This window comes from Methylobacterium trifolii, assembly GCF_022179685.1.
GTDB lineage: Bacteria > Pseudomonadota > Alphaproteobacteria > Rhizobiales > Beijerinckiaceae > Methylobacterium > Methylobacterium trifolii.
Window position 1 is genome coordinate 1 of record NZ_BPRB01000068.1, and the last position, 19259, is coordinate 19259.

General features: G+C 69.5%; 20 protein-coding genes. 10 read left to right on the forward strand and 10 right to left on the reverse strand.

All coding sequences use genetic code 11. The annotated features are described in order from the left end of the window. Positions 1-40 precede the first annotated feature (40 nt). Positions 41-370 carry a hypothetical protein gene (locus COGEMETH_RS06605; protein WP_238181811.1) on the reverse strand — a complete coding sequence of 110 codons (330 nt, stop codon included), beginning with the start codon at positions 368-370 and terminating at the stop codon, positions 41-43. Between the two features lie 405 nt (positions 371-775). Next, complete coding sequence (locus COGEMETH_RS06610; RefSeq protein ID WP_238181812.1) at positions 776-1495, reverse strand: HAD family hydrolase; 720 nt, start codon at positions 1493-1495, stop codon at positions 776-778. A gap of 119 nt (positions 1496-1614) precedes the next feature. Here COGEMETH_RS06610 and COGEMETH_RS06615 point away from each other — a divergent pair, with 119 nt between their 5' ends. From COGEMETH_RS06615 to COGEMETH_RS06630, 4 genes are all read left to right on the forward strand, one after another. Then, the gene (locus COGEMETH_RS06615) at positions 1615-1935 is read left to right on the forward strand and encodes a PetM family of cytochrome b6f complex subunit 7 (protein ID WP_238181813.1); all 321 of its coding nucleotides are present in this window, start codon (positions 1615-1617) and stop codon (positions 1933-1935) included. Between the two features lie 74 nt (positions 1936-2009). Next, positions 2010-2666: a peptide-methionine (S)-S-oxide reductase MsrA gene (gene msrA / locus COGEMETH_RS06620; protein ID WP_238181814.1), complete on the forward strand. Its 657-nt coding sequence runs from the start codon at positions 2010-2012 to the stop codon at positions 2664-2666. An 80-nt stretch (positions 2667-2746) separates the two neighbouring features. Continuing rightward, complete coding sequence (locus tag COGEMETH_RS06625; protein ID WP_238181815.1) at positions 2747-3256, forward strand: TIGR00645 family protein; 510 nt, start codon at positions 2747-2749, stop codon at positions 3254-3256. 145 nt (positions 3257-3401) lie between these two features. Then, entirely contained in the window at positions 3402-4340 is a 939-nt protein-coding gene (locus COGEMETH_RS06630; RefSeq protein WP_238181830.1) for a dihydrodipicolinate synthase family protein, read from the forward strand. A gap of 64 nt (positions 4341-4404) precedes the next feature. Here COGEMETH_RS06630 and mepA read toward each other — a convergent pair whose 3' ends face one another. Then, positions 4405-5337: a penicillin-insensitive murein endopeptidase gene (gene mepA / locus COGEMETH_RS06635; RefSeq protein ID WP_238181816.1), complete on the reverse strand. Its 933-nt coding sequence runs from the start codon at positions 5335-5337 to the stop codon at positions 4405-4407. A gap of 104 nt (positions 5338-5441) precedes the next feature. Beyond that, positions 5442-5975, reverse strand: coding sequence for a glycoside hydrolase family 19 protein (locus tag COGEMETH_RS06640; protein WP_238181817.1), 534 nt, complete (start codon positions 5973-5975; stop codon positions 5442-5444). Positions 5976-6376: 401 nt separating this feature from the next. On the opposite strand from COGEMETH_RS06640, the gene COGEMETH_RS06645 reads away from it, so the two are divergent. Beyond that, a complete protein-coding gene (locus COGEMETH_RS06645) occupies positions 6377-6757 on the forward strand; it encodes a PRC-barrel domain-containing protein (protein ID WP_238181818.1) in 381 nt (126 codons plus the stop codon). 119 nt (positions 6758-6876) lie between these two features. After that, positions 6877-7302 (forward strand): calcium-binding protein, encoded by a 426-nt coding sequence (locus COGEMETH_RS06650; protein WP_238181819.1) that lies wholly within the window; start codon positions 6877-6879, stop codon positions 7300-7302. Between the two features lie 69 nt (positions 7303-7371). Here COGEMETH_RS06650 and COGEMETH_RS06655 read toward each other — a convergent pair whose 3' ends face one another. Together COGEMETH_RS06655 and COGEMETH_RS06660 are read right to left on the reverse strand one after the other, a co-directional pair. Next, complete coding sequence (locus COGEMETH_RS06655) at positions 7372-7989, reverse strand: ParB-like protein (RefSeq protein WP_238181820.1); 618 nt, start codon at positions 7987-7989, stop codon at positions 7372-7374. A gap of 140 nt (positions 7990-8129) precedes the next feature. Further along, positions 8130-8756, reverse strand: a complete 627-nt coding sequence (locus COGEMETH_RS06660) for a YceI family protein (RefSeq protein WP_238181821.1) — start codon at positions 8754-8756, stop codon at positions 8130-8132. Positions 8757-8936: 180 nt separating this feature from the next. On the opposite strand from COGEMETH_RS06660, the gene ruvA reads away from it, so the two are divergent. The 4 genes from ruvA (at position 8937) to COGEMETH_RS06680 (ending at position 13385) form a co-directional block, all read left to right on the forward strand. After that, the gene (gene ruvA, locus COGEMETH_RS06665) at positions 8937-9554 is read left to right on the forward strand and encodes a Holliday junction branch migration protein RuvA (protein ID WP_238181822.1); all 618 of its coding nucleotides are present in this window, start codon (positions 8937-8939) and stop codon (positions 9552-9554) included. Positions 9555-9661: 107 nt separating this feature from the next. Continuing rightward, a complete protein-coding gene (locus COGEMETH_RS06670) occupies positions 9662-9850 on the forward strand; it encodes a hypothetical protein (protein WP_238181823.1) in 189 nt (62 codons plus the stop codon). Between the two features lie 123 nt (positions 9851-9973). Further along, the gene (locus COGEMETH_RS06675) at positions 9974-10933 is read left to right on the forward strand and encodes a UDP-glucuronic acid decarboxylase family protein (protein WP_238181824.1); all 960 of its coding nucleotides are present in this window, start codon (positions 9974-9976) and stop codon (positions 10931-10933) included. Positions 10934-11372: 439 nt separating this feature from the next. Beyond that, complete coding sequence (locus COGEMETH_RS06680; RefSeq protein ID WP_238181825.1) at positions 11373-13385, forward strand: autotransporter domain-containing protein; 2013 nt, start codon at positions 11373-11375, stop codon at positions 13383-13385. A gap of 69 nt (positions 13386-13454) precedes the next feature. Here the strand turns inward: COGEMETH_RS06680 and COGEMETH_RS06685 are convergent, their stop codons facing one another. From COGEMETH_RS06685 to fdhF, 4 genes are all read right to left on the reverse strand, one after another. Further along, positions 13455-14378: a LysR family transcriptional regulator gene (locus COGEMETH_RS06685; RefSeq protein WP_238181826.1), complete on the reverse strand. Its 924-nt coding sequence runs from the start codon at positions 14376-14378 to the stop codon at positions 13455-13457. 94 nt (positions 14379-14472) lie between these two features. Continuing rightward, positions 14473-16131, reverse strand: a complete 1659-nt coding sequence (locus tag COGEMETH_RS06690; RefSeq protein WP_238181827.1) for an OFA family MFS transporter — start codon at positions 16129-16131, stop codon at positions 14473-14475. 188 nt (positions 16132-16319) lie between these two features. Then, on the reverse strand, positions 16320-16613 hold the full coding sequence (locus COGEMETH_RS06695; protein WP_238181828.1) for a formate dehydrogenase subunit delta: 294 nt from the start codon (positions 16611-16613) through the stop codon (positions 16320-16322). 9 nt (positions 16614-16622) lie between these two features. Next, positions 16623-19259 (reverse strand): formate dehydrogenase subunit alpha (gene fdhF / locus COGEMETH_RS06700; RefSeq protein WP_238181829.1); only part of this gene is annotated, 2637 nt, incomplete at its 5' end.

A 19259-nucleotide genomic window follows, 5' to 3' on the forward strand; every position in this document is an offset into this window, starting at 1 on the left:
CGCCGATCCCGACCATCGGTCGGGATCGGTGCAGTGCCGCTCAGACCGCTTCGAGGCGTCGCGCCAGGGGCCTCGCGCGGCGGGAGGCAGGCTGCGTGACTTCGCGAAAACGGTCGCGGGCCGCGCGTGCCGCCTGCTCGGTGCTGCGGAAGACGGTGCCGTCGAGGCTGTCGAAATCGCGGGCGGAGGAGAAGAAGCGGACGCCTCCGCGCTCCGGCACGGCGATGCCGGCGGCGACCTCGCCGATCTCGATGATGCGCGTCGGCGCGGGCTCCGCGTGGAGGCGGTTGCGGGCCCGGTCGGCGAGCCGGTCGGTGAAGGGGTCACCCGGCGGCGTGGCGGGACGGGCGCTTGCGTGAAGGTTGGGCATCGGACGAGGAACTCCTGCGGCCGGCGGGGCCGGCGCTGATTGCGGTCGAGGGCTTTGCGTTCGGGACGGGTCCGTTACGTCAGCGTCGACAGCAACGATGGGCGCCGCGGGCGGCCCCGCAGGTGTTCGGAATCCGGATGCGTTGGGAGCGCGAGGTCATGACACAGTCCTCCGGAGCAGGAAGGACCACGAAGCACACCGGCTTCGCAGTGCATTAGCGTTTGATGACGCGGCGCAAGCTACGCTCTTCAAATCACCGCGGTCGAAGAGAGCTGCGAACCAGCCTTCGACACCTTCAGGATGCCGCCGTGACCGCCTCCGGTCAACGGGAAAGATCTTTCGAAATCAACGGCCTCCGTGGCAGGATGACGATCCCGCGACGGCCGGTGGCAGGCACTTGCGGCTTCAAGTGCCGGCGACGAGCGGGCCGAGGTCGCGATAGTCGGAGAACACCCGCGCCGCGCCCGCCCGGGTCAGGTCGGCCCCGGTGGGGTCGTGCGCCCAGTGGCCGCCGCCGGTGAAGCCGAGCACCCGCATGCCGGCAGTCCGCGCCGCGGTGACGCCCGGCACGCTGTCCTCGATCACGAGGCAGGTCTCCGGTGCCGCCCCCATGCAGGCTGCCGCATGCAGGAACAGGTCCGGGAACGGTTTTCCGCGGGGGACCTCGCTGGAGGAGAAGACGCGGCCCTCGAACAGCGGCAGCAGCCCGGTCAGGCCGAGGGAGTGGCGCAGCCGCACGGGATCGCTGCTCGACGCGACGCAGGTCGGCACGCCGATGGCGGCCACGGCCTGCGCCACGCCGGCCATCGCGCGCAGCTCCGCGTCGAAGGCCCGCAGGGTCTCCGCCTTCACGGCCTCGACGAAACCGTCCGGCGCGGCAACACCGTAATCCGTCTCGATATGGCCCATGATCGAGGCCATGGAGGTGCCGGCGAAGCGCGCGCGCACCGTCTCCACGTCGATCCCGACGCCGATGCGGTTCAGGCCGGCGGTGAGGCAGGCGAGGCTGATCGGCTCGCTGTCGACGAGCACCCCGTCGCAATCGAAGATCACCAGGGCCGGCCCGGTCCCCACCGTCTCGATCGCTTCCTTGCCCGCTCGCACGCCCAACGCGGACCCCGCCATGCCCTGTCCCGGCCCGCCGTCTGGCATGCGGGCGGGGCGCGGGCAACCGCTTGCGCCGGGCGGGCGCGGCCCATACTCCACCGGGATCGGCCGGTCCGACAGAGTCCCGAGACGCGCGAATGCTCCGCTTCCTGTGCCGAACCCTCGGCTTCCTGTTCCTGGCCGGCGGCTTCGTCGCGCTGGTCTATGACGGCGCCCGCTCGATCGCCAACAACGGCCTGCGGGTCACGCCCCTGAGCGAGGTGCTCTTCACCCTGTTCAAGGACAAGGCGAGCGCCCTCCAGGCCGGCGTCGAGGGGCTCGCGCCTTGGCTCTGGAACCTCCTGGTGCTGCCGCTCACCCTGGCGCCGGCCTCGCTGCTGGGCCTCGGCCTCGGGGCCGTCCTGCTCTGGCTCGGCCAGCCCGCCCGCGAGCCGATCGGCTTCCTCACCCGGCCGTGAGCGCGCCCCGCTTCATGAACGCCCCCGCGCACCCCATATCCGGAGGAATCCCGAACCCTTCCGAAGGCAGCCCGATGTACCTCTTCCGCAAGCGCCCCGAGATGCCGACAGCCGCCGAGGCCCTGCCCGGCCGCGCGACCCCGATGCCCACGGCCGAGACCCATTTCGTCAACGGCCATCCCTTGAAGGGGCCTTATCCTGCGGGCACGCAGACGATCGTGCTCGGCTTCGGCTGCTTCTGGGGCGCGGAGCGCAAGGTCTGGCAGTTGCCGGAGGGCGTGTTCGTGACGGCGGTGGGCTATGCCGGCGGCTACACCCCGAACCCGACCTACGAGGAGGTCTGCTCCGGCCGCACCGGCCACAACGAGGTGGTGCTGGTGGCCTTCGACCCCGCGATCCTGCCGCTCGAATCGGTGCTGGCGACGTTCTTCGAGAGCCACGACCCGACCCAGGGCATGGCCCAGGGCAACGACGTCGGCACGCAGTACCGCTCCGGCATCTACCTGACGGAGCCCGGCCAGGAGGCCACGGCCAAGGCCGTACGCGCGGCCTACGGCGAGGCCCTGCGGGCCAAGGGCTTCGGGCCGGTCACCACGGAGATCGTGCCGCTGGAGCAGTTCTACTTCGCCGAAGCCTACCATCAGCAGTACCTCGCCAAGAATCCGGCCGGCTATTGCGGGCTGGGCGGCACCGGCGTGAGCTGCCCGATCGGGACCGGCGTCGCGGCATAGACCCTCCGCTCACGCTTCGTCTTGCCGCTGTCGCCCCCGCGTGCCAAACCGCCGCCGGATCAGCGACGGCGGGAGACGAGATGGGCGGTCTGGAACGCGCGTTCGAGCGGGTGCTGTTCGCCTCCCGCTGGTTGCTGGCGCCCTTCTACGCGGCCCTCGGCATCGGGCTGGTGGTGCTGCTGGTCAAGCTCCTGCAGGAGCTCGGCCATTTCATCCTCCACGCCATCGAGTCGAACGAGTCGCAGACGATCCTGGGCGTGCTGACCCTGGTGGACCTCTCGTTCACCGCCTCGCTGCTCATCATCGTGATGTTCTCAGGCTACGAGAACTTCGTCTCGAAGTTCGACCATACGGACCACAAGGACTGGCCCGAATGGATGGGCACGATCGACTTCACCGGCTTGAAGCTCAAGCTGATGTCCTCGATCGTGGCGATCTCGGCGATCCAGCTGCTCAAGTCCTTCATGGACGTGAAGGCCTATACCGACCGGGAACTGGGCTGGCTGGTGGGCATCCACATGGTCTTCGTGGTCTCCGGCATCCTGATGGCGCTGACCGACCGGGTCGCGGCCGGCCACCACGACAAGTGATTCGGGCCGGCGCCGGGCCGATAATGCCAAGCCTCGATGAGGATCGCTCATCGAGGCTTGCCCCCGCGACTGCGGGGCGGCGGCCGTCCGCCGGACCTCATGGGTCGTGACCCATGAGACATGGTGGAAGCAGGGGGAGGGGACGATGCGCCTGGACGTGACCGAACGCGGCGTCTTCCCGATCGCGCCGACGCCGTTCCACCCCGATGGCGGGATCGACCTGGACTCGATCGACCGCCTGACCGACTTCTACGGTCAGGTCGGCGCCACCGGCCTGACGGTGCTCGGCGTGATGGGCGAGGCGCCCAAGCTCGACCATGCCGAGGCGCTCGACGTGGCCAAGCGCTTCATCGCGCGGGCCGGACGGCTCCCGGTGATCGTCGGCGTCTCGGCGCCGGGCTTTGCCGCGATGGGGTCGCTCGCCCGCAGCGCCATGGATGCGGGGGCGGCCGGCGTGATGATCGCGCCGCCCAACACCCTGCGCACCGACGACCAGATCGCCGCCTATTACCGCCAGGCCTCCGAGGCGATCGGCGCCGACGTGCCCTTCGTCATCCAGGACTATCCCCTGAACTTCACGGTGGTGATGACGCCCGCCGTGATCCGCCGGATCGTGTCGGAGAACCCGGCCTGCGTCATGCTCAAGCACGAGGACTGGCCGGGGCTGGAGAAGATCTCGGCCCTGCGCGGCTTCGAGGCGGACGGGTCGATGCGGCCCATCGCGATCCTGTGCGGCAACGGCGGCCTCTTCCTCGACTTCGAGTGCGAGCGCGGCGCGGACGGCGCCATGACCGGCTACGCCTTCCCCGACATGCTCGTGGACGTGGTGCGGCTCTCCACGAGCGGCGAGCGCGACGCCGCCCACGACCTGTTCGACGCGCACCTGCCGCTCCTGCGCTACGAGCAGCAGCCCGGCATCGGCCTGGCCGTGCGCAAGTACGTGATGGCCCGGCGTGGGCTGATCGCCTCGGACGCGCAGCGCAAGCCCGCGGGCGCGATGGGCGGCAAGGCGATCGCGGAGGTGGAGTACCTCCTCGCGCGCCTCGCCCGGCACGATCCCCGCGCGGCCGTTCCCGCCCTCTGATACCGACGGCCGCGGGCTTCGACTCGTCTGCCCTCGGCCGTCGGCAGGCGCGCCGCCGGTATGATCAGCGGGCCTTGAGCACGACCCGGCAGGCGGCTGGAAGCGCGGCCATGGTCATCGGTGGCCGGGGCCGCGGCTTCGTCTTGGGCGGCTGCGGGTTCATGATCGCGTCGCTGAACCAGTAGGCCAGTTCCTCGCCGCAGCCGTCGCCGGAGGGCGGGGGCGCCTGGTCGCCGCAGGAATCCTGGCCCTCGGGGCAGGCGAGGCGGATGTGGTAGTGGTAGTTGTGCCCGTACATCGGGCGCACCTTCGAGAGCCAGCCGCGGCCGCCCGTCGCCTCGCGGCACAGCGCCTTCTTGATCGCCGGGTTGACGAAGATGCGGGCCACCTCCGGCTGCTCGGCGGTGAGCCGGATCAGCTTCAGGTGCTCCGGCGCCCACACCCCCGGGTCGATGTCGAGGCGGTCCTCCCGCACCACGTTGGTGGCCGAGGTCTCCTCGCGCTCAGGCCGGCTGAGGCGGCGGTCCGGCATCGGCGTGAGCCACACGTCGGCGTCGAGGCCGAGCTGGTGCGAGGCGTGCCCCGTCAGCATCGGACCGCCGCGGGGCTGGGACATGTCGCCGACGAGCAAGCCCGCCCAGCCGACCCGTGGGGCCTTGCCTGCCAGCCGCTCCAGGAAGTCCACGAGATAGGGCGTGCCCCACATCCGGTTGCGGGAGGGGCGCATCACCTGCCAGGTCGCCCCGTCCATCGGCAGGGCCTCCCCGCCCGAGAAGCAGCCCTTGGCATAGGAGCCGTAGGCGTGGGCCGGGCCGGAGGCCGGACCCGTGACCCGGCCGAACAGGGCCTTGGCCGGCGTCGAGGGCGCGTCCGGGTTCTCCAGGGGCGGCAGGGGTTTCGGGTTGACGCTGCCCCGGTCCTGGGCGTGCGCGCAGGATAGGGATGCAAGGATGCCGAAGGCGGCGGCGAGGGGGACGGAACGCGGCTGTTTCAGCATGGGCTGAAACTATCCCGTCTGATGCCCGCGCGTCGAGGCCGGGAAATGGGCCGACGCAGGCACGAGGGCTCGCTCGCCTTGACGTCGAGCCCTGGCGGGAACCCCTAAGTCGTATAGCTGATCGCAGCGTAGTATTTCCGGGCGTAGCTGGCCACGAGCTCGGCCCGCTCGGTTCGATTGATGATCCGCCGGGCGTTCACCCAGTCCTCTTTCGTCGCAGAAAAATAATCCCCGAGCTTTTTTCCGGTAAACGATCCCGCGATCATGCCGTCGATCAATATCTTCGTTGCCACTCCGACTGTCATGGCAAGATCCGGGTGGTTGACGAGATCGACCCCGGTTATTGCGGCCATCTTCTCGTAGTTTGCCTTGTGCGTCAGTTGAACGAAGCCACGGCCGAGCCAGGATTTGCCCTGAGCGTCGGGCGTCCAGTACGCCTTGTCGACCCATGGCATCTTGCCCGCCCGCCAGGAGCGATCGAGGATCGCGATGGCCTGCGCATCCGTGGCGGCGAAGGTCTCGCGGACGGGTTGCATGGTGCGACCTGTCTCGTGATGCGTGGTCCCGAGCATGTAGGCCAGCCAACGATCGTCGGATCGTCCTGATCGTGCCTCCCACGCATCAAGGATGCCGCTCAAGGATGAGACCTGATTCGTCCTCATCGACCCATCGAAGAGACGCGGTTTTACTTCCTCGAAAAAGAACCTTCTATTGATCGTCATTATTGTTTCTTCATCGATTATTACAATGGATAATAATCTTGATCGAAAAACTTTTCCGACTTGGATTCGGAAATTTATTCTGGATCAGTGAGTAAAAAAGTCAATCAGCGGACGAATTTTCGATTACCCAAAACATGGCGTCGAGCACGACAACAATATCTCGATGTGACGAATTCGGTCGGGAAAGGCAGATCAGCGAATCCGAGTCCGTCGACGCGGTGCGCGAGCGTCGGGGTGCCCGGTCTAGACTTGGGCCTGGAACGTCACCCGTAGCCGGGGCGTTTTTCCGGCAGGCCACGGGCGCGAGGACGAAAGCCATGGAGACGACGACGGACGGCGCGGATCGATCCCGCAGCCTCATCGCCAGCGACCGCGTCATCGGCACCGACGTGCGGCGGCCGTCCGGCGCGCGGGTCGGGGTCATCGAGCGGCTGATGCTCGACAAGGCCTCGGGCCGGGTCGCCTACGCGGTGATGAGCTTCGGCGGCTTCCTGGGGCTCGGCGGGGATTTCTACACCCTGCCGTGGAGCGTCCTGCGCTTCGAGCCGAGCCAAGACGCCTACGTGGTCGACATCACCGAAGAGCAGTTGCGCGACGCCCCGCCCCGCTCGCCGGAGGGCACCGACCCGGCCGAGGACCGGGCCTGGGAGGAGCGGGTCCACCGCTACTACAACGCCGCGCCCTATTGGGGGATCTGAGGCGGTCCCGCCGTTTTCCCAGGACGGAGCGTGACGGATTCGGAAAGGCTTCCCCGCGTAGATCGGGGGCGGCGACCGTGAGGGCCGCCGTCCACACGATCTGAGAGCGCGACAAGGCCATGGCGACGATCAAAGGCACGCTGGGGGCGGATACGTTGCCCGGCACGTCCGGGGCGGACGAAATCCTCGGCTTCAAGGGCAACGACCTGCTGCTGGGCGGCAAGGGGGCCGACACCCTCTACGGAGGCCAGGGCTTCGACACGCTCTACGGCGGGCAGGGCGACGACGTCCTCTTCGGCGACCGCGGCAACGACGTGCTGTCCGGCGACCTCGGCGCCGACCGCTACGTCTTCGGCCCGGACTCGGGCCGCGACTTCGTCCTCGGCTTCAACCAGGCGGAGGGCGACCGGCTCGACCTGCAGGGGCAGAGCTACACCGTGGTGCAACAGCAATTCGGGAACGCGGAACTGCGGCTCTCGGGCGGCGGCGTCGTGGAATTGTCCGGCATCCGGCCCGATCAGGTGAACGCGAGCTTCTTCACCTGACCCGGCTTGCCGGCCGAGCCCCGTGGCCGAAGGGCTGCGGGGCTTCTTCGCCGGCAGCGAGTGGGCGCCTCAGCCCGGCACCGGTCCGCACCAGCCCGGCAGGTAGCCGGCCTCCGGCGCCTTGGCGAGGCGCAGCGCCTCTTCGAGAGCCGCGGAGAAATCGCCCTCGACCCGCTTCGCCTTGATGGTGCGGCGCAGGTAGTCGGCCCAGAGGAACTCGCTGAAGGGGGTGGTGTCCTTGGCGAATCCCCCCGCCCGGCGCAACTCGCCGGCAAGGCTCCGGAACGGGTCGTCGGCCAGCGCCGCGATCGCCTTCGGGATGTCCTTGAACCCGACCCGGACCCCGTCCGCATCGTAGGGGTGGACCCAGGACTTGTGGTCGCAGACCGTCCAGAACGCGTCCTTGTCGAGGTGGTGCAGGTCGGCCACCACCGTCACGAGCACGCTCTCGACGCCCTCCTCCTGGAGGGCGCGGGCGAGGTGGTGGTGGTCGATGACGTAGTGGCGCTTCTTCGGCCCCAGCAGCGTCGGGATCATGTGCGCGCCGAGGAAGGCCGCCTTCTTGTCCGGATCGTGTTCGCGCCAGCGGCGGCGCTTCTCCTCGACCTCGCGTAATCCCACCGTCATCTGCGTCGGGCGCAGCTCGGCGATCGGGACCGGATTCAGGAGGGGTTCGCGGTTGGCCATGGGCGTTCGGATTCCGAGGTCGACGCGACCTGCGCGCATCTGCCACGATCCCCGCGACGGGCGGAAGCTCCGGCCCGGTTCGACGCGATCACGTCTTGCCGACCGGCCTTCCCTCGCCGCGCCGACTCCCCGTGCCGCAGCTATTCCGCGGCCTTGAACTCGCCTTCGAGCCGCAGGGTCACCTCGTCGCCGAGGATGGGGAGGAAGGCGTTGATGCCGAAATCCGAGCGCTTGATCACCGCCCGCCCGTCGAAGCCCACCGTGTAGGCCTTGTCGACGGGGCTGGTGCCGGCCTGGTTGAAGGTGGCGTCGAAGGCCACCGGCCTGGTCACGCCGCGCAGCGTCAGGTCGCCGGTGACGCGGGCGGTGGTCGGGCTCGTCGGCTCGACCGAGGTGCTGGCGAAGGTCGCGGTCGGGAATTTCACGGCGTCGAAGAAGTCGGGCGTCTTCAGGTGCGCATCGAGCTTGGGGTTGAGGCCGGTGACGCTGTCGATGCCGACCGTGACGCTGAGCCGGCTTTTGGCCGGCTCCTTCGGGTCGAGGCTGGCCGTGCCCGACACGTCGGTGATCTGGCCGTAATAGGTCGAGTAGCCGAGATGGCTGAGCGACCAGGTGATCTTGGCATGCGCCGGGTCCAGCCGGTAGGCGCCGGGGCGCACCTGCGTCGGGTCGGTGGTCGGGCCGGGCGGCCCGTCCGCGGCGCCGAGGGGCAGGACGGCGGGCCCACCGAGGAGGCACAGGGCCAGAAGCAGCGCGGTTCTGCGCATCGTGTCTCGCATCCCATCGACGCCGGCGGGGATCGCCGGCCTCCGAAGTCCGCGCCGTGATTCCATGAAGCTCTCCCGCGCTCAAGGGAGCGATGGCGCGGGCCTGCGCGCTTCTGTAGGCATCCGGCGAGGATGTCAGGCCCGGTCTGGACCCGACGGACCCGAAGGCGGAACGCACCGATGATCGGCAAGCTCAAGGGAATCGTGGATTCCTACGGCGAGGACTTCGTGGTCCTCGACGTCCAGGGGGTCGGCTACGTGGTGCATTGCTCGGCGCGCACCCTCCAGCGGCTGCCCAAGGCCGGAGAGGCGGCGGCCCTGTCGATCGAGACGCACGTGCGCGAGGACATGATCCGCCTCTACGGCTTCCGCTCGGACGCGGAGCGCGAGTGGTTCCGCCTGCTCCAGACCGTGCAGGGGGTGGGCGCCCGGGTGGCGCTGGCCGTGCTCACGGTGCTGGAGCCCGATGCCCTGGCCTCGGCCATCGCCATGGGCGACAAGGTCTCGGTCGCCCGCGCGCCGGGCGTCGGCCCGCGGCTGGCCGCCCGGCTGGTGGCCGAACTCAAGGACAAGGCCCCGGCCTTCGCGCCCCTCGACCCGGCCCTGATCGCGCTGGCCGGCGCGGTGGAGGAGCGCACGGCGCCCCAGCCCGTGGCAGATGCGATCTCGGCGCTCGTCAACCTCGGCTACCCGCAGATCCAGGCCGCCGCGGCCATCGCCGCCGCCCTGAAGGGGGCGGGCGAAGGCGCCGAGGCCAAGGTCCTGATCCGGCTCGGGCTGAAGGAGCTGGCGCGCTGAAGCGCGCCCCCGTGACCTTCGGCACCGCCGGGCGTCCGGACTTGCCTTAAAAGCGGTCGTCGGGCCGTCCCTCCGAAGGGCCGGCCGGATATGCGGGAGCGGCCGTGGTGGACGAGATCCTGGATCTGATCGGTGCGCTCCTCGGCGGCGTGTACTGGCTCGCCCGCGGCGTCATCGCCCTGCTGGAGGGGCTGGTCGCCCTCGCGGACATCGCCGACCTGTTCGGCGGAAGCGGGAAGACGAAGAAGCCCGCCGACGCCCCGGACGAGTCGGACGACCATTCGCCGCCCGAGTGAGCCCGGTTCCTCGGCCGTCGCGGGCCTGCGGATCGGAAGGCCGATTGAGCGGATCGGCCTTGCGCCCGCTCCGCCGGGGCCCGCATGGATCGCGGACGATCGTCTCGAACGGACCCGGCCGCCATGCGCTACGCAGACACCAAGAAGGTCCTGGTCACGGGCGGGGCCGGCTTCCTCGGCTCGCACCTCTGCGAACGGTTGCTGGCGCAGGGCCACGAGGTCCTGTGCGTGGACAACTTCTTCACCGGCACCCGACTCAACGTCGCGCACCTGATCGGTGAGCCGCGCTTCGAGCTGATGCGCCACGACGTGACCTTCCCGCTCTACGTCGAGGTGGACGAGATCTACAACCTCGCCTGCCCGGCCTCCCCGGTGCACTACCAGTTCGACCCGGTGCAGACGACGAAGACCAGCGTGCACGGGGCGATCAACGTGCTGGGGCTCGCCAAGCGGCTGAAGGCCAAGGTGCTCCAGGCCTCGACCTCCGAGGTCTACGGCGACCCGGAGGTGCATCCGCAGCCGGAGGAATACTGGGGCCGGGTCAACCCGATCGGCTACCGCTCCTGCTACGACGAGGGCAAGCGCTGCGCCGAGACGCTGTTCTTCGACTATCACCGCCAGCACGCCCTGGAGATCAAGGTGGTGCGGATCTTCAATACCTACGGGCCGCGCATGCACCCCAACGACGGGCGCGTGGTCTCGAACCTCGTGGTCCAGGCCCTCACGGGCGCGGACATCACCCTCTACGGGGACGGGCGCCAGACGCGCTCGTTCTGCTACGTCGACGACCTCGTCGAGGGCCTGATCCGGATGATGGAGACGGGCCCCGAGGTGACCGGCCCGATCAACGTCGGCAATCCGGGCGAGTTCACGATCCGGGAACTCGCCGAACAGGTGATCGCCCTGACGGGGTCACGCTCGCGGATCGTCCACCGGCCGCTCCCGCCGGACGATCCGCGCCAGCGCCGGCCCGACATCGCCAAGGCCCGGGCCGTGCTCGGCTGGGAGCCGGCCGTCCCCCTGCGGGAGGGCCTGACGCGCACGATCGGCTACTTTCGGGATTTCCTCGACCGGACGCCGTGACCGGCGATCGTCCCACGCCTCGATCCGCCAAGCCGCTTCTCCACCGGAGGCGGGTCTTTGCTTTGCCCTCCGATCCGGGAACCGGCGGAATCGCTCGGTTCCGGTCGATCGAGCGGAAACGACGCTGCGGTTGCACGAACAGGACTATCCCGGATGTCCTGCGAAGGATCGCAGCAATATATTCGGTCTCTCGCGAATAGTTCGAATCGACCGATCCGCGAACGTTTGTGCACAACCTGAAATCGGGTCGGTCTTGCCCGGAACGATGATTGTGACGCATTCGAAAATGTGGCGCGGGTGCCACATTCGCCGCCTCCGTCTCTCCGAGGCCAAGTCTCGGCTTCTCAAGCCGCCCAATCTCGGGATTATGGCATCCATGATTCAATCGTCCGTCACGCCCGAGAAGGGCGGGTGGGCGATATCGGGGCGGGATAGACTGATGATCAGAGCATCGCGTGCTCATTCGGGGTCGGGCGGCTCGGCCCGGCGGGTCCTCCTGCGCAGCGGCACCGCGATGCTGCTGGTGATGACGGCGTCGGCCGTCCACGCGCAGTGCGTCACCCCGCCCAACGGCAGCGGCGTCGTCGGCGGCCTGCCGGCCACCTTCGGCCTGCCGATCAACTCGACGGTCTCGGGCGTGCAGTCCCTCGTGGCCGTGCTGACCACCCAGAACACCGCCTTCCTGACCCAGACCTCGGGCTTCATCGGCGCGCCGGCCAACCCGGCCCCCGGCCAGCAGGGCGGCGGCGTCTGGGTCCGCGGCGTCGGCGGCACCTTCGACACCAGCACCCCGGGCGCCTACCTGCGCGACGCCTCCCCGACCACGCCGGTGGCGGCGGGCGGATCGTGCAACGTGCGCACCTACCAGGACTATTCCGGATTCCAGACGGGCGCGGACATCGCCCGCCTCAACATCGACGGCGCCAACATCCACGGCGGCGTGACCATGGGCTACACCGAGTCGGCCGTGCGCTCGAACGGCACCTTCCGGGCCGACTTCCAGACCCCGTTCGTCGGCATCTACGCCGCGATCACCAAGGGCGGCTTCTTCGCGGACGGGCAGGTGCGCTGGGACTTCTACCAGGGCCTGCTCAACGACCCGAACAACACCCTGTCCAACCAGCGCCTCGACGCGCGCAGCCTGAGCATCACCGGCAACGTCGGGCAGCAGTTCCCCCTGGCCGACGGCTGGTTCGTGGAGCCGTCGGCGGGCGCCGTCTACTCCGAGGTCAAGGTCGACACCCTCCAGACCGGCGGCGCGCTCTTCCTCCTGAACAGCCCCTCCTTCGCCGCCCCCACCTCGGTGAAGGTGCAGGACTTCGACAGCATCCTCGCCCGCGCCAGCCTGCGCGTCGGCAAGAACGTCATCGTCGGCGGCTACGCCCTGCAGCCGTTCTTCACCGCCAGCGTCATCAACGAGTTCGGCGGCGCGGTCCGCTCGATCCTCCAGACCGGCGTCGACCCGGTGCTCGGCACCGGCACCGGCTCGGCGCCGGGCTTCTACACCCCCCTGGAGCAGAGCGGCCGGCTCTCGACCTACCGCATCGGCACCTACGGGCAGTTCTCGGCGGGCATCGCCGGCCAGGTCCTGAACACCGGCTGGCTCGGCTACGTCCGCGGCGACTACCGCACCGGCGAGCGCGTCGAGGGCTGGGGCATCAGCGGCGGCCTGCGCTACCAGTTCAACCCGGAGGGCGCGCCCCGCGCCCTGATCAGCAAGGACGGCGCCCCGTCCTTCGTCCCGTCGCTGGACGGCCCCATGGTCTGGTCGGGCTTCAGCCTCGGCGGCTCGGTGGGCGGCCTGTGGAGCCAGACCCGCCAGACCCAGGCGGCCTTCTTCCTGGACGACGTCCAGACCGTCAACCCGCACGCGGCCGGCGTCTATGCCGGCGGCCAGATCGGGGCCGACTACCAGTTCGGCAGCCTCGTCGTCGGCATCGCGGGCGATGCCGGCTGGACCAACGCGAGGGGCGGGCGCAGCTGCGGCACGGGCGGCGGCGGCTTCGTCTATTCCTGCGAGACCAACACCGACAGCCTCTACATGGCGACCGCCCGCATCGGCTACGCCCTGGACCGGACGCTGTTCTACGCCAAGGGCGGCGCGGCCTTCGCCGACACCTCCGAGCGGCAGAGGAACAACTTCAACAGCCAGCCCCTCTACATCCTGACCACGGGCCAGTTCCCGAACTCCGCCGTCAGCACCTTCTCCACCGGCTGGACCGTGGGCGCGGGCTTCGAGTTCGCGATCACCAAGAACTGGACGGCCAAGGCCGAGTACATGCACTACGAGCTCGACGCCAAGCGCTACGCCAACTTCCCCAGCCAGGCGAACCAGGCGTTCCTCTCCTCCCAGAACACCGGCGACCTCGTGAAGGTCGGCGTGAACTACCGCTTCACCCTCGACGTGCCCCCGCCCGTCGCCCCCGCCCGCGCGGTCATCGCCAAGTACTGAGCGAACCACCGGGCCGGCCGGCACGGAACACGAGCCCGGACGGCGCCGCCGTCCGGGCTCTTCGTGTTTTCAGCCGGTCGTGTCCGGTGGGGCGCCGTCCGGGCCGTCGAGGGTCTTGGCCAGCGTCCGCGCGATGCTGACCAGCGCCGTCACCATCGGCGTCGAGGGGTCGCGCTTGGGGGCGACGAGGCCGATCGTGTGCTCCAGGTCCGGAGCGGTGATCGGGATCGCGCGCACGCCCGCCATGGTGCCGAGGGCGTCGACCAGGATCGCCGGCATCACGCTCGCCCAGCGCAGGGTGCGCACGTGGGTCATCAGCACGATCATCGAGTTCGATTCGAGCGTCGGGGCCGGCTCGGCGCCCGATTCGCGGATCTGCTGGTCGATGATGCGCCGGTTCTGCATGTTCGGGGTGAGCAGGCAGAGGGGGATGCGCCCCACCTCCGCCCAGGTGACGGACGAGCGGTCGTCGTAGGGGCCGCCCGCGGCAGTCACCAGGCGGTAGCGCTCCTGGTAGAGCGGCACGGCGATGACGCGCCCCAGCGGCTCGTTGTCGAGGTAGGTCAGGCCGGCATCGGCCTCCAGGTTCTCCAGCAGCGAGAAGATGTCGGCCGAGGTGGTCGATTCCACCGTGAGCCGCACGTTCGGATGCCGGGCGCGGTAGGGGGTGGTCAGGCTCGCGACCATGGGCAGCGCCGTGGGGATGGCCGCGATGCGCAGGTGCCCGGTGAGGCCGCGGCGGAGTCCTGCCACGTCCTCGTGCATGGCCCGGCTGTCGGCCACGATCCGGCGGGCCCATTCGAGCACCCGCTCGCCTTCGGGCGTAAAACCCTGGAAGCGCGAGCCGCGCAGGACGAGCTGCACCCCGAAGCGGTTCTCGAGCTGCTTCACCCCGGCCGAGAGGGTCTGCTGGGTCACGCCGCAGGTCTCGGCCGCACGGCCGAAATGCTGCTCGCGGGAGAGCGCGAGCAGGAAGTCCAGCTTGTCGATCACGGTGCCATCCGGGCCGCCGGGGCAGGGGATGCGGCACGCGGGACCGTAGAGGGGAGCGGCCGCCGCCTCAACGGGCCGCGGCCGGATCGCAGGCTCAGCGGAAGATGATGAGCGCCTTGCTGAGGGTGATCCACACGCCCCAGGCGATGGGGATGCCGACCACGGCCCAGGCCGCGAGCGCCGTCGGGGTCAGGCCGCCCCGCCCGATGCCGAACGAGCCGGAGGGCGCGCCCGCCACCGCCGCGCCTTTGGCCTCCAGGGCCGCCACGTCGGCCTCCTTCATGAACCAGTGCTCCTTCAGGGGCCGGATCAGGAGGTTGGCCACGAACCCCAGCGCCAGCATGCCGGCCAGGATGTACATGGTCCGGTCGTAGAGCTGCGATCCGCTCACCCCGGCATCGACCTGCGCCTGGCGGATGTAGTTCACCACCACCGGGCCGACGATGCCGGCGGTGGACCAGGCGGTAAGCAGCCGGCCGTGGATCGCGCCGACGAACTGCGTCCCGAAGATGTCGGCCAGATACGCCGGCACCGTGGCGAAGCCCCCGCCATACATCGAGAGGATGACGCAGAAGGACAGGACGAACAGAGCCTGCGAGCCGGCGGCCGCGAAGGACGGGGCGGCGGCATACAGTGCGATGCCGAGGGCGAAGAAGATCGCGTAGGTGGTCTTGCGCCCGAGCTTGTCCGAAAGCGACGCCCAGAAGAAGCGCCCGCCGATGTTGAACAGCGACAGCAGCCCGACGAAGCCCGCCGCGATCGCGGCCACGCCCGCCTTCTGGGTGGCATCGAGCGCGGTGAAGCCGACGCCCGGCGCGCCCACGAGGGAGCCCCCGAAGATCTCCTGCAGCATCGGCGAGGCGATGCCGATGACGCCGATGCCGGCCGAGACGTTGAGGCACAGGGCCGCCCAGATCAGCCAGAACTGCACGGTCTTGTGCGCGTCGTCGAGGTGGACGTGGCGGTTCGTGATCATGCCGGCCCGGGTCGCGGGCGCCGTCCAGCCCTCCGGCTTCCAGCCGGCCGGGGGCACGCGGTAGCCCAGGGCGCCGGCCGTCATGAACACGCAATAGCCCGCCGCCATCACCAGGAAGGTCTGCCAGACGCCGACGGAGGTGGGCGTCTTGAACCAGTCCATCAGGATCGCGGCCAGCGGCGAGCCGATCAGCGCGCCGCCGCCGAAGCCCATGATCGCCATGCCGGTGGCCATGCCGCGCCGATCGGGGAACCACTTGATCAGGGTCGAGACGGGGGAGATGTAGCCGAGCCCGAGGCCGATGCCGCCGATCACGCCGGAGCCGAGCCACATCATCCAGAGCTGGTGCAGGTAGATGCCCAGCGCCGAGATCGCCATGCCGCCGCACCAGCAGAGGGCCGCCGCGAGGCCCGCCTTGCGCGGCCCCGCCCGCTCCAGCCAGCCGCCGAAGACGGCGGCCGAGGCGCCGAGGAAGACGAAGAACAGGGTGTACATCCAGCCGAGGTCGGCCACCCGCCAGTCGCAGGTGGTGGTCACCAGCGCCGAGAGCAGGGTCAGGTCGGGGCAGGCTTTCGAGGCGGTGATGCCGATGGACCGCGACAGCGGCAGCCAGAACACGGAGAAGCCGTAGGCCATGCCGATGCAGAGGTGGATCGCCAGGGCCGCCGGCGGGACCAGCCAGCGGTTGAAGCCGGGCTTGGCCACGATGGCTTCCCGCGACAGCCGACCCGGCGACGCCGCGGCGAGCGGGCGCGCGTCCGCGACTCGCACGTTCATGCAGATTCTCCTCCCGGCGTCGACTTCATGGTCGAGTCTACGGCCGGGGGAAACCTTAGCCTTGGGTGTTCAGCAAAGCCATCGCGGTACAGGTCCGAAGAGTACCGATCATCCTTGCCTGTACGGAAAAGACCGCGCTCCGCCGCCATCGGTGCCCTGACCGGAGGCCATGCCGGCGGAGCGGTGCGTCAGCCCGCGTCGCTCGCACCCTCGCCGAGCTTCTGCGGATCGCGGGTGGCGGCCCGGACCGGGCTCTCGCCCTTCGGCTCGTCGGGGTGCATGGCCTGCACCACGAGGGAATCCACCTTGTCGCCCATGCCGGGCAGGCATGCCGCCAGGTTCGCCCGCATCCGCGGGGTCCAGAAGGCGACGATGTGCTTGTGGATGCCCGCCACCGCCTCCTCGTCCGGGTAGGACCGGAAGAAGGCGGCGATCTGGTTGGCCATGCGGACGAGCTTCTCGTCGTTGGTCAGCGCGCTCATGGCGAAGCCCTATTCCGCCGCGTCGAGGGTCTGGGCGATGCGCGTGAGCGAGAAGTCCTCCTCGTAGAACTTCGCCTGCCAGTCGGAGGGCCGATTGGTGCGCCGCACCTGCACCGCCGTCACCTTGTACTCGGGGCAGTTGGTGGCCCAGTCCGAGTAGTCGGTGGTGATGACGTTGGCGCCGGTCTTGGCGTGGTGGAAGGTGGTGTAGACCACCCCCGGCTGCATCCGCTCGGAGACCCGCGCCTTGAGGGCGATGTCGCCCGACCGGCTCTCGAGGGACACCAGGTCGCCCTCGACGATGCCACGCAGCTCGGCGTCGAAGGGGTGGATCTCCAGCACGTCCTCCTCGTGCCAGCGGGAGTTCTCGGTGCGCCGGGTCTGCGCGCCGACGTTGTACTGCGACAGGATGCGGCCCGTGGTGAGGATCAGCGGGAACTTGGCGCCCGTGCGCTCCTCGGTCGCCACGAACTCGGTGATCATGAAGCGGCCCATGCCCCGCACGAAGCGGTCCACGTGCATCATCGGCGTGCCCATCGGCGCCTTCTCGTTGCAGGGCCACTGCACCGAGCCGAGCTCGTCGAGCTTGGCGAAGCTGACGCCGGCAAAGCTCGGGGTGAGCGCGGCGATCTCGTCCATGATCTCGGAGGGGTGCGTGTACTCCATCTTGTAGCCGAGGGCGTTGGAGAGCAGCACCGTGCCCTCCCAGTCGCCGTAGCCGCCCATCGGCGGCATCACCTTGCGCACGCGCGAGATGCGGCGCTCGGCGTTGGTGAAGGTGCCGTCCTTCTCCAGGAAGGAGGCCCCCGGCAGGAAGACGTGGGCGTATTTGGCGGTCTCGTTCAGGAACAGGTCCTGGATGACGATGCACTCCATCGCCATCAGGCCGGACGTGACGTGGTGGGTGTCGGGGTCCGACTGGGCGATGTCCTCGCCCTGGATGTAGAGGGCCTTGAAGGTGCCCTCCACCGCCTCGTCGAGCATGTTGGTGATGCGCAGGCCCGGCGTGGCGTCGAGCTTGGCGCCCCACAGGGCCTCGAAGCTGTCGCGGGTGGCGTCGTCCGAGACGTGGCGGTAGCCCGGCAGCTCGTGCGGGAACGAGCCCATGTCGCAGGAGCCCTGGACGTTGTTCTGGCCGCGCAGCGGGTTCACGCCGGCCCCGAGCTTGCCGATGTTGCCGGTGGCCATGGCGATGTTGGCCATGCCCATCACCATGGTCGAGCCCTGGCTGTGCTCGGTCACGCCGAGCCCGTAATAGATGCCGGCGTTGCCGCCGGTGGCGTAGAGGCGGGCGGCCGCGCGCAGGTCGGCGGGGTCGACGCCGGTATACTGCTCCTGCGCCTCCGGCGAGTGGCGCTCGTCGGCCACGAACCGGGCCCAGGACTCGAAGTCGGCCAGCTCGCAGCGCTCGCGGACGTAGGCCTCGTCGATCAGCCCTTCGGTGACGATGACGTGGGCCATCGAGTTGATGAAGGCGACGTTGGAGCCGGGCTTGAGGGGCAGGTGGTAGTCGGCCCTGATGTGGGGCGACTTCACCAGGTCGATCCGGCGCGGGTCGGCGACGATGAGCCTGGCCCCCTGGCGCAGGCGCTTCTTCATGCGCGAGCCGAAGACCGGGTGGCCGTCCGTCGGGTTGGCGCCGATGACGAGGATGACGTCCGACTGCTCGACCGACTTGAAGTCCTGCGTGCCGGCCGAGGTGCCGAGCGTCGACATCAGTCCGTAGCCGGTGGGCGAGTGGCAGACGCGGGCGCAGGTGTCGACGTTGTTGTTGCCGAAGGCGGCGCGCACCAGCTTCTGGACGAGGTAGGCCTCCTCGTTGGTGCAGCGCGACGAGGTGATGCCGCCGACCGAATCCTTGCCGTACTTGGCCTGGATGCGCTTGAACTCGGACGCCGCGCGATCGATCGCGACCTCCCACGAGACCTCCTGCCAGGGGTCCGTGATCTTGTCGCGGATCATCGGCTTGGTGATGCGGTCCTTGTGGGTGGCGTAGCCGTAGGCGAAGCGGCCCTTGACGCAGCTATGGCCCTCGTTGGCCTTGCCGCCCTTGTAGGGCACCATCCGCACGACGCGGTTGCCCTGCATCTCCGCCTTGAACGCGCAGCCGACGCCGCAATAGGCGCAGGTCGTCACCTCGGCGTGCTCGGGCTGGCCGTGCTGGTGGATCGACTTCTCCTGGAGCGTCGCCGTGGGGCAGGCCTGGACGCAGGCGCCGCAGGAGACGCACTCGGATTCCATGAAGTTCGTCGGGCCGGCGGCCACGCGCGAGTCGAAGCCGCGGCCGGAAATCGTCAGCGCGAAGGTGCCCTGCACCTCCTCGCAGGCCCGGACGCAGCGGTTGCAGACGATGCACTTCGACGGGTCGTAGGTGAAGTACGGGTTCGACTCGTCCTTGGGCAGGTACTTCTCGGCGGTCGGCTTGACGTGGTTGTCGCCGTCGTAGCCGTAGCGCACCTCGCGCAGGCCCACGTTGCCGGCCTGGGTCTGCAGCTCGCAGTCGCCGTTGGCGGCGCAGGTCAGGCAGTCCAGCGGGTGGTCGGAGATGTAGAGCTCCATCACGCCCTTGCGCAGGCGCGCGAGCTTGTCCGTCTGCGTGCGGACCACCACGCCGGCCGAGAACGGCATGGTGGTCCGCACGCAGAC

Coding starts and splice junctions, on each gene's coding strand:
- COGEMETH_RS06605 (WP_238181811.1), bottom strand. CDS start 370: ATGCCCAACCTTCACGCAAGCGCCCGTCCCGCCACGCCGCCGGGTGAC.
- COGEMETH_RS06610 (WP_238181812.1), bottom strand. CDS start 1,495: ATGGCGGGGTCCGCGTTGGGCGTGCGAGCGGGCAAGGAAGCGATCGAG.
- COGEMETH_RS06615 (WP_238181813.1), top strand. CDS start 1,615: ATGCTCCGCTTCCTGTGCCGAACCCTCGGCTTCCTGTTCCTGGCCGGC.
- msrA (WP_238181814.1), top strand. CDS start 2,010: ATGTACCTCTTCCGCAAGCGCCCCGAGATGCCGACAGCCGCCGAGGCC.
- COGEMETH_RS06625 (WP_238181815.1), top strand. CDS start 2,747: ATGGGCGGTCTGGAACGCGCGTTCGAGCGGGTGCTGTTCGCCTCCCGC.
- COGEMETH_RS06630 (WP_238181830.1), top strand. CDS start 3,402: ATGCGCCTGGACGTGACCGAACGCGGCGTCTTCCCGATCGCGCCGACG.
- mepA (WP_238181816.1), bottom strand. CDS start 5,337: ATGCTGAAACAGCCGCGTTCCGTCCCCCTCGCCGCCGCCTTCGGCATC.
- COGEMETH_RS06645 (WP_238181818.1), top strand. CDS start 6,377: ATGGAGACGACGACGGACGGCGCGGATCGATCCCGCAGCCTCATCGCC.
- COGEMETH_RS06650 (WP_238181819.1), top strand. CDS start 6,877: ATGGCGACGATCAAAGGCACGCTGGGGGCGGATACGTTGCCCGGCACG.
- COGEMETH_RS06655 (WP_238181820.1), bottom strand. CDS start 7,989: ATGGCCAACCGCGAACCCCTCCTGAATCCGGTCCCGATCGCCGAGCTG.
- COGEMETH_RS06660 (WP_238181821.1), bottom strand. CDS start 8,756: ATGCGCAGAACCGCGCTGCTTCTGGCCCTGTGCCTCCTCGGTGGGCCC.
- ruvA (WP_238181822.1), top strand. CDS start 8,937: ATGATCGGCAAGCTCAAGGGAATCGTGGATTCCTACGGCGAGGACTTC.
- COGEMETH_RS06675 (WP_238181824.1), top strand. CDS start 9,974: ATGCGCTACGCAGACACCAAGAAGGTCCTGGTCACGGGCGGGGCCGGC.
- COGEMETH_RS06680 (WP_238181825.1), top strand. CDS start 11,373: ATGATCAGAGCATCGCGTGCTCATTCGGGGTCGGGCGGCTCGGCCCGG.
- COGEMETH_RS06690 (WP_238181827.1), bottom strand. CDS start 16,131: ATGAACGTGCGAGTCGCGGACGCGCGCCCGCTCGCCGCGGCGTCGCCG.
- COGEMETH_RS06695 (WP_238181828.1), bottom strand. CDS start 16,613: ATGAGCGCGCTGACCAACGACGAGAAGCTCGTCCGCATGGCCAACCAG.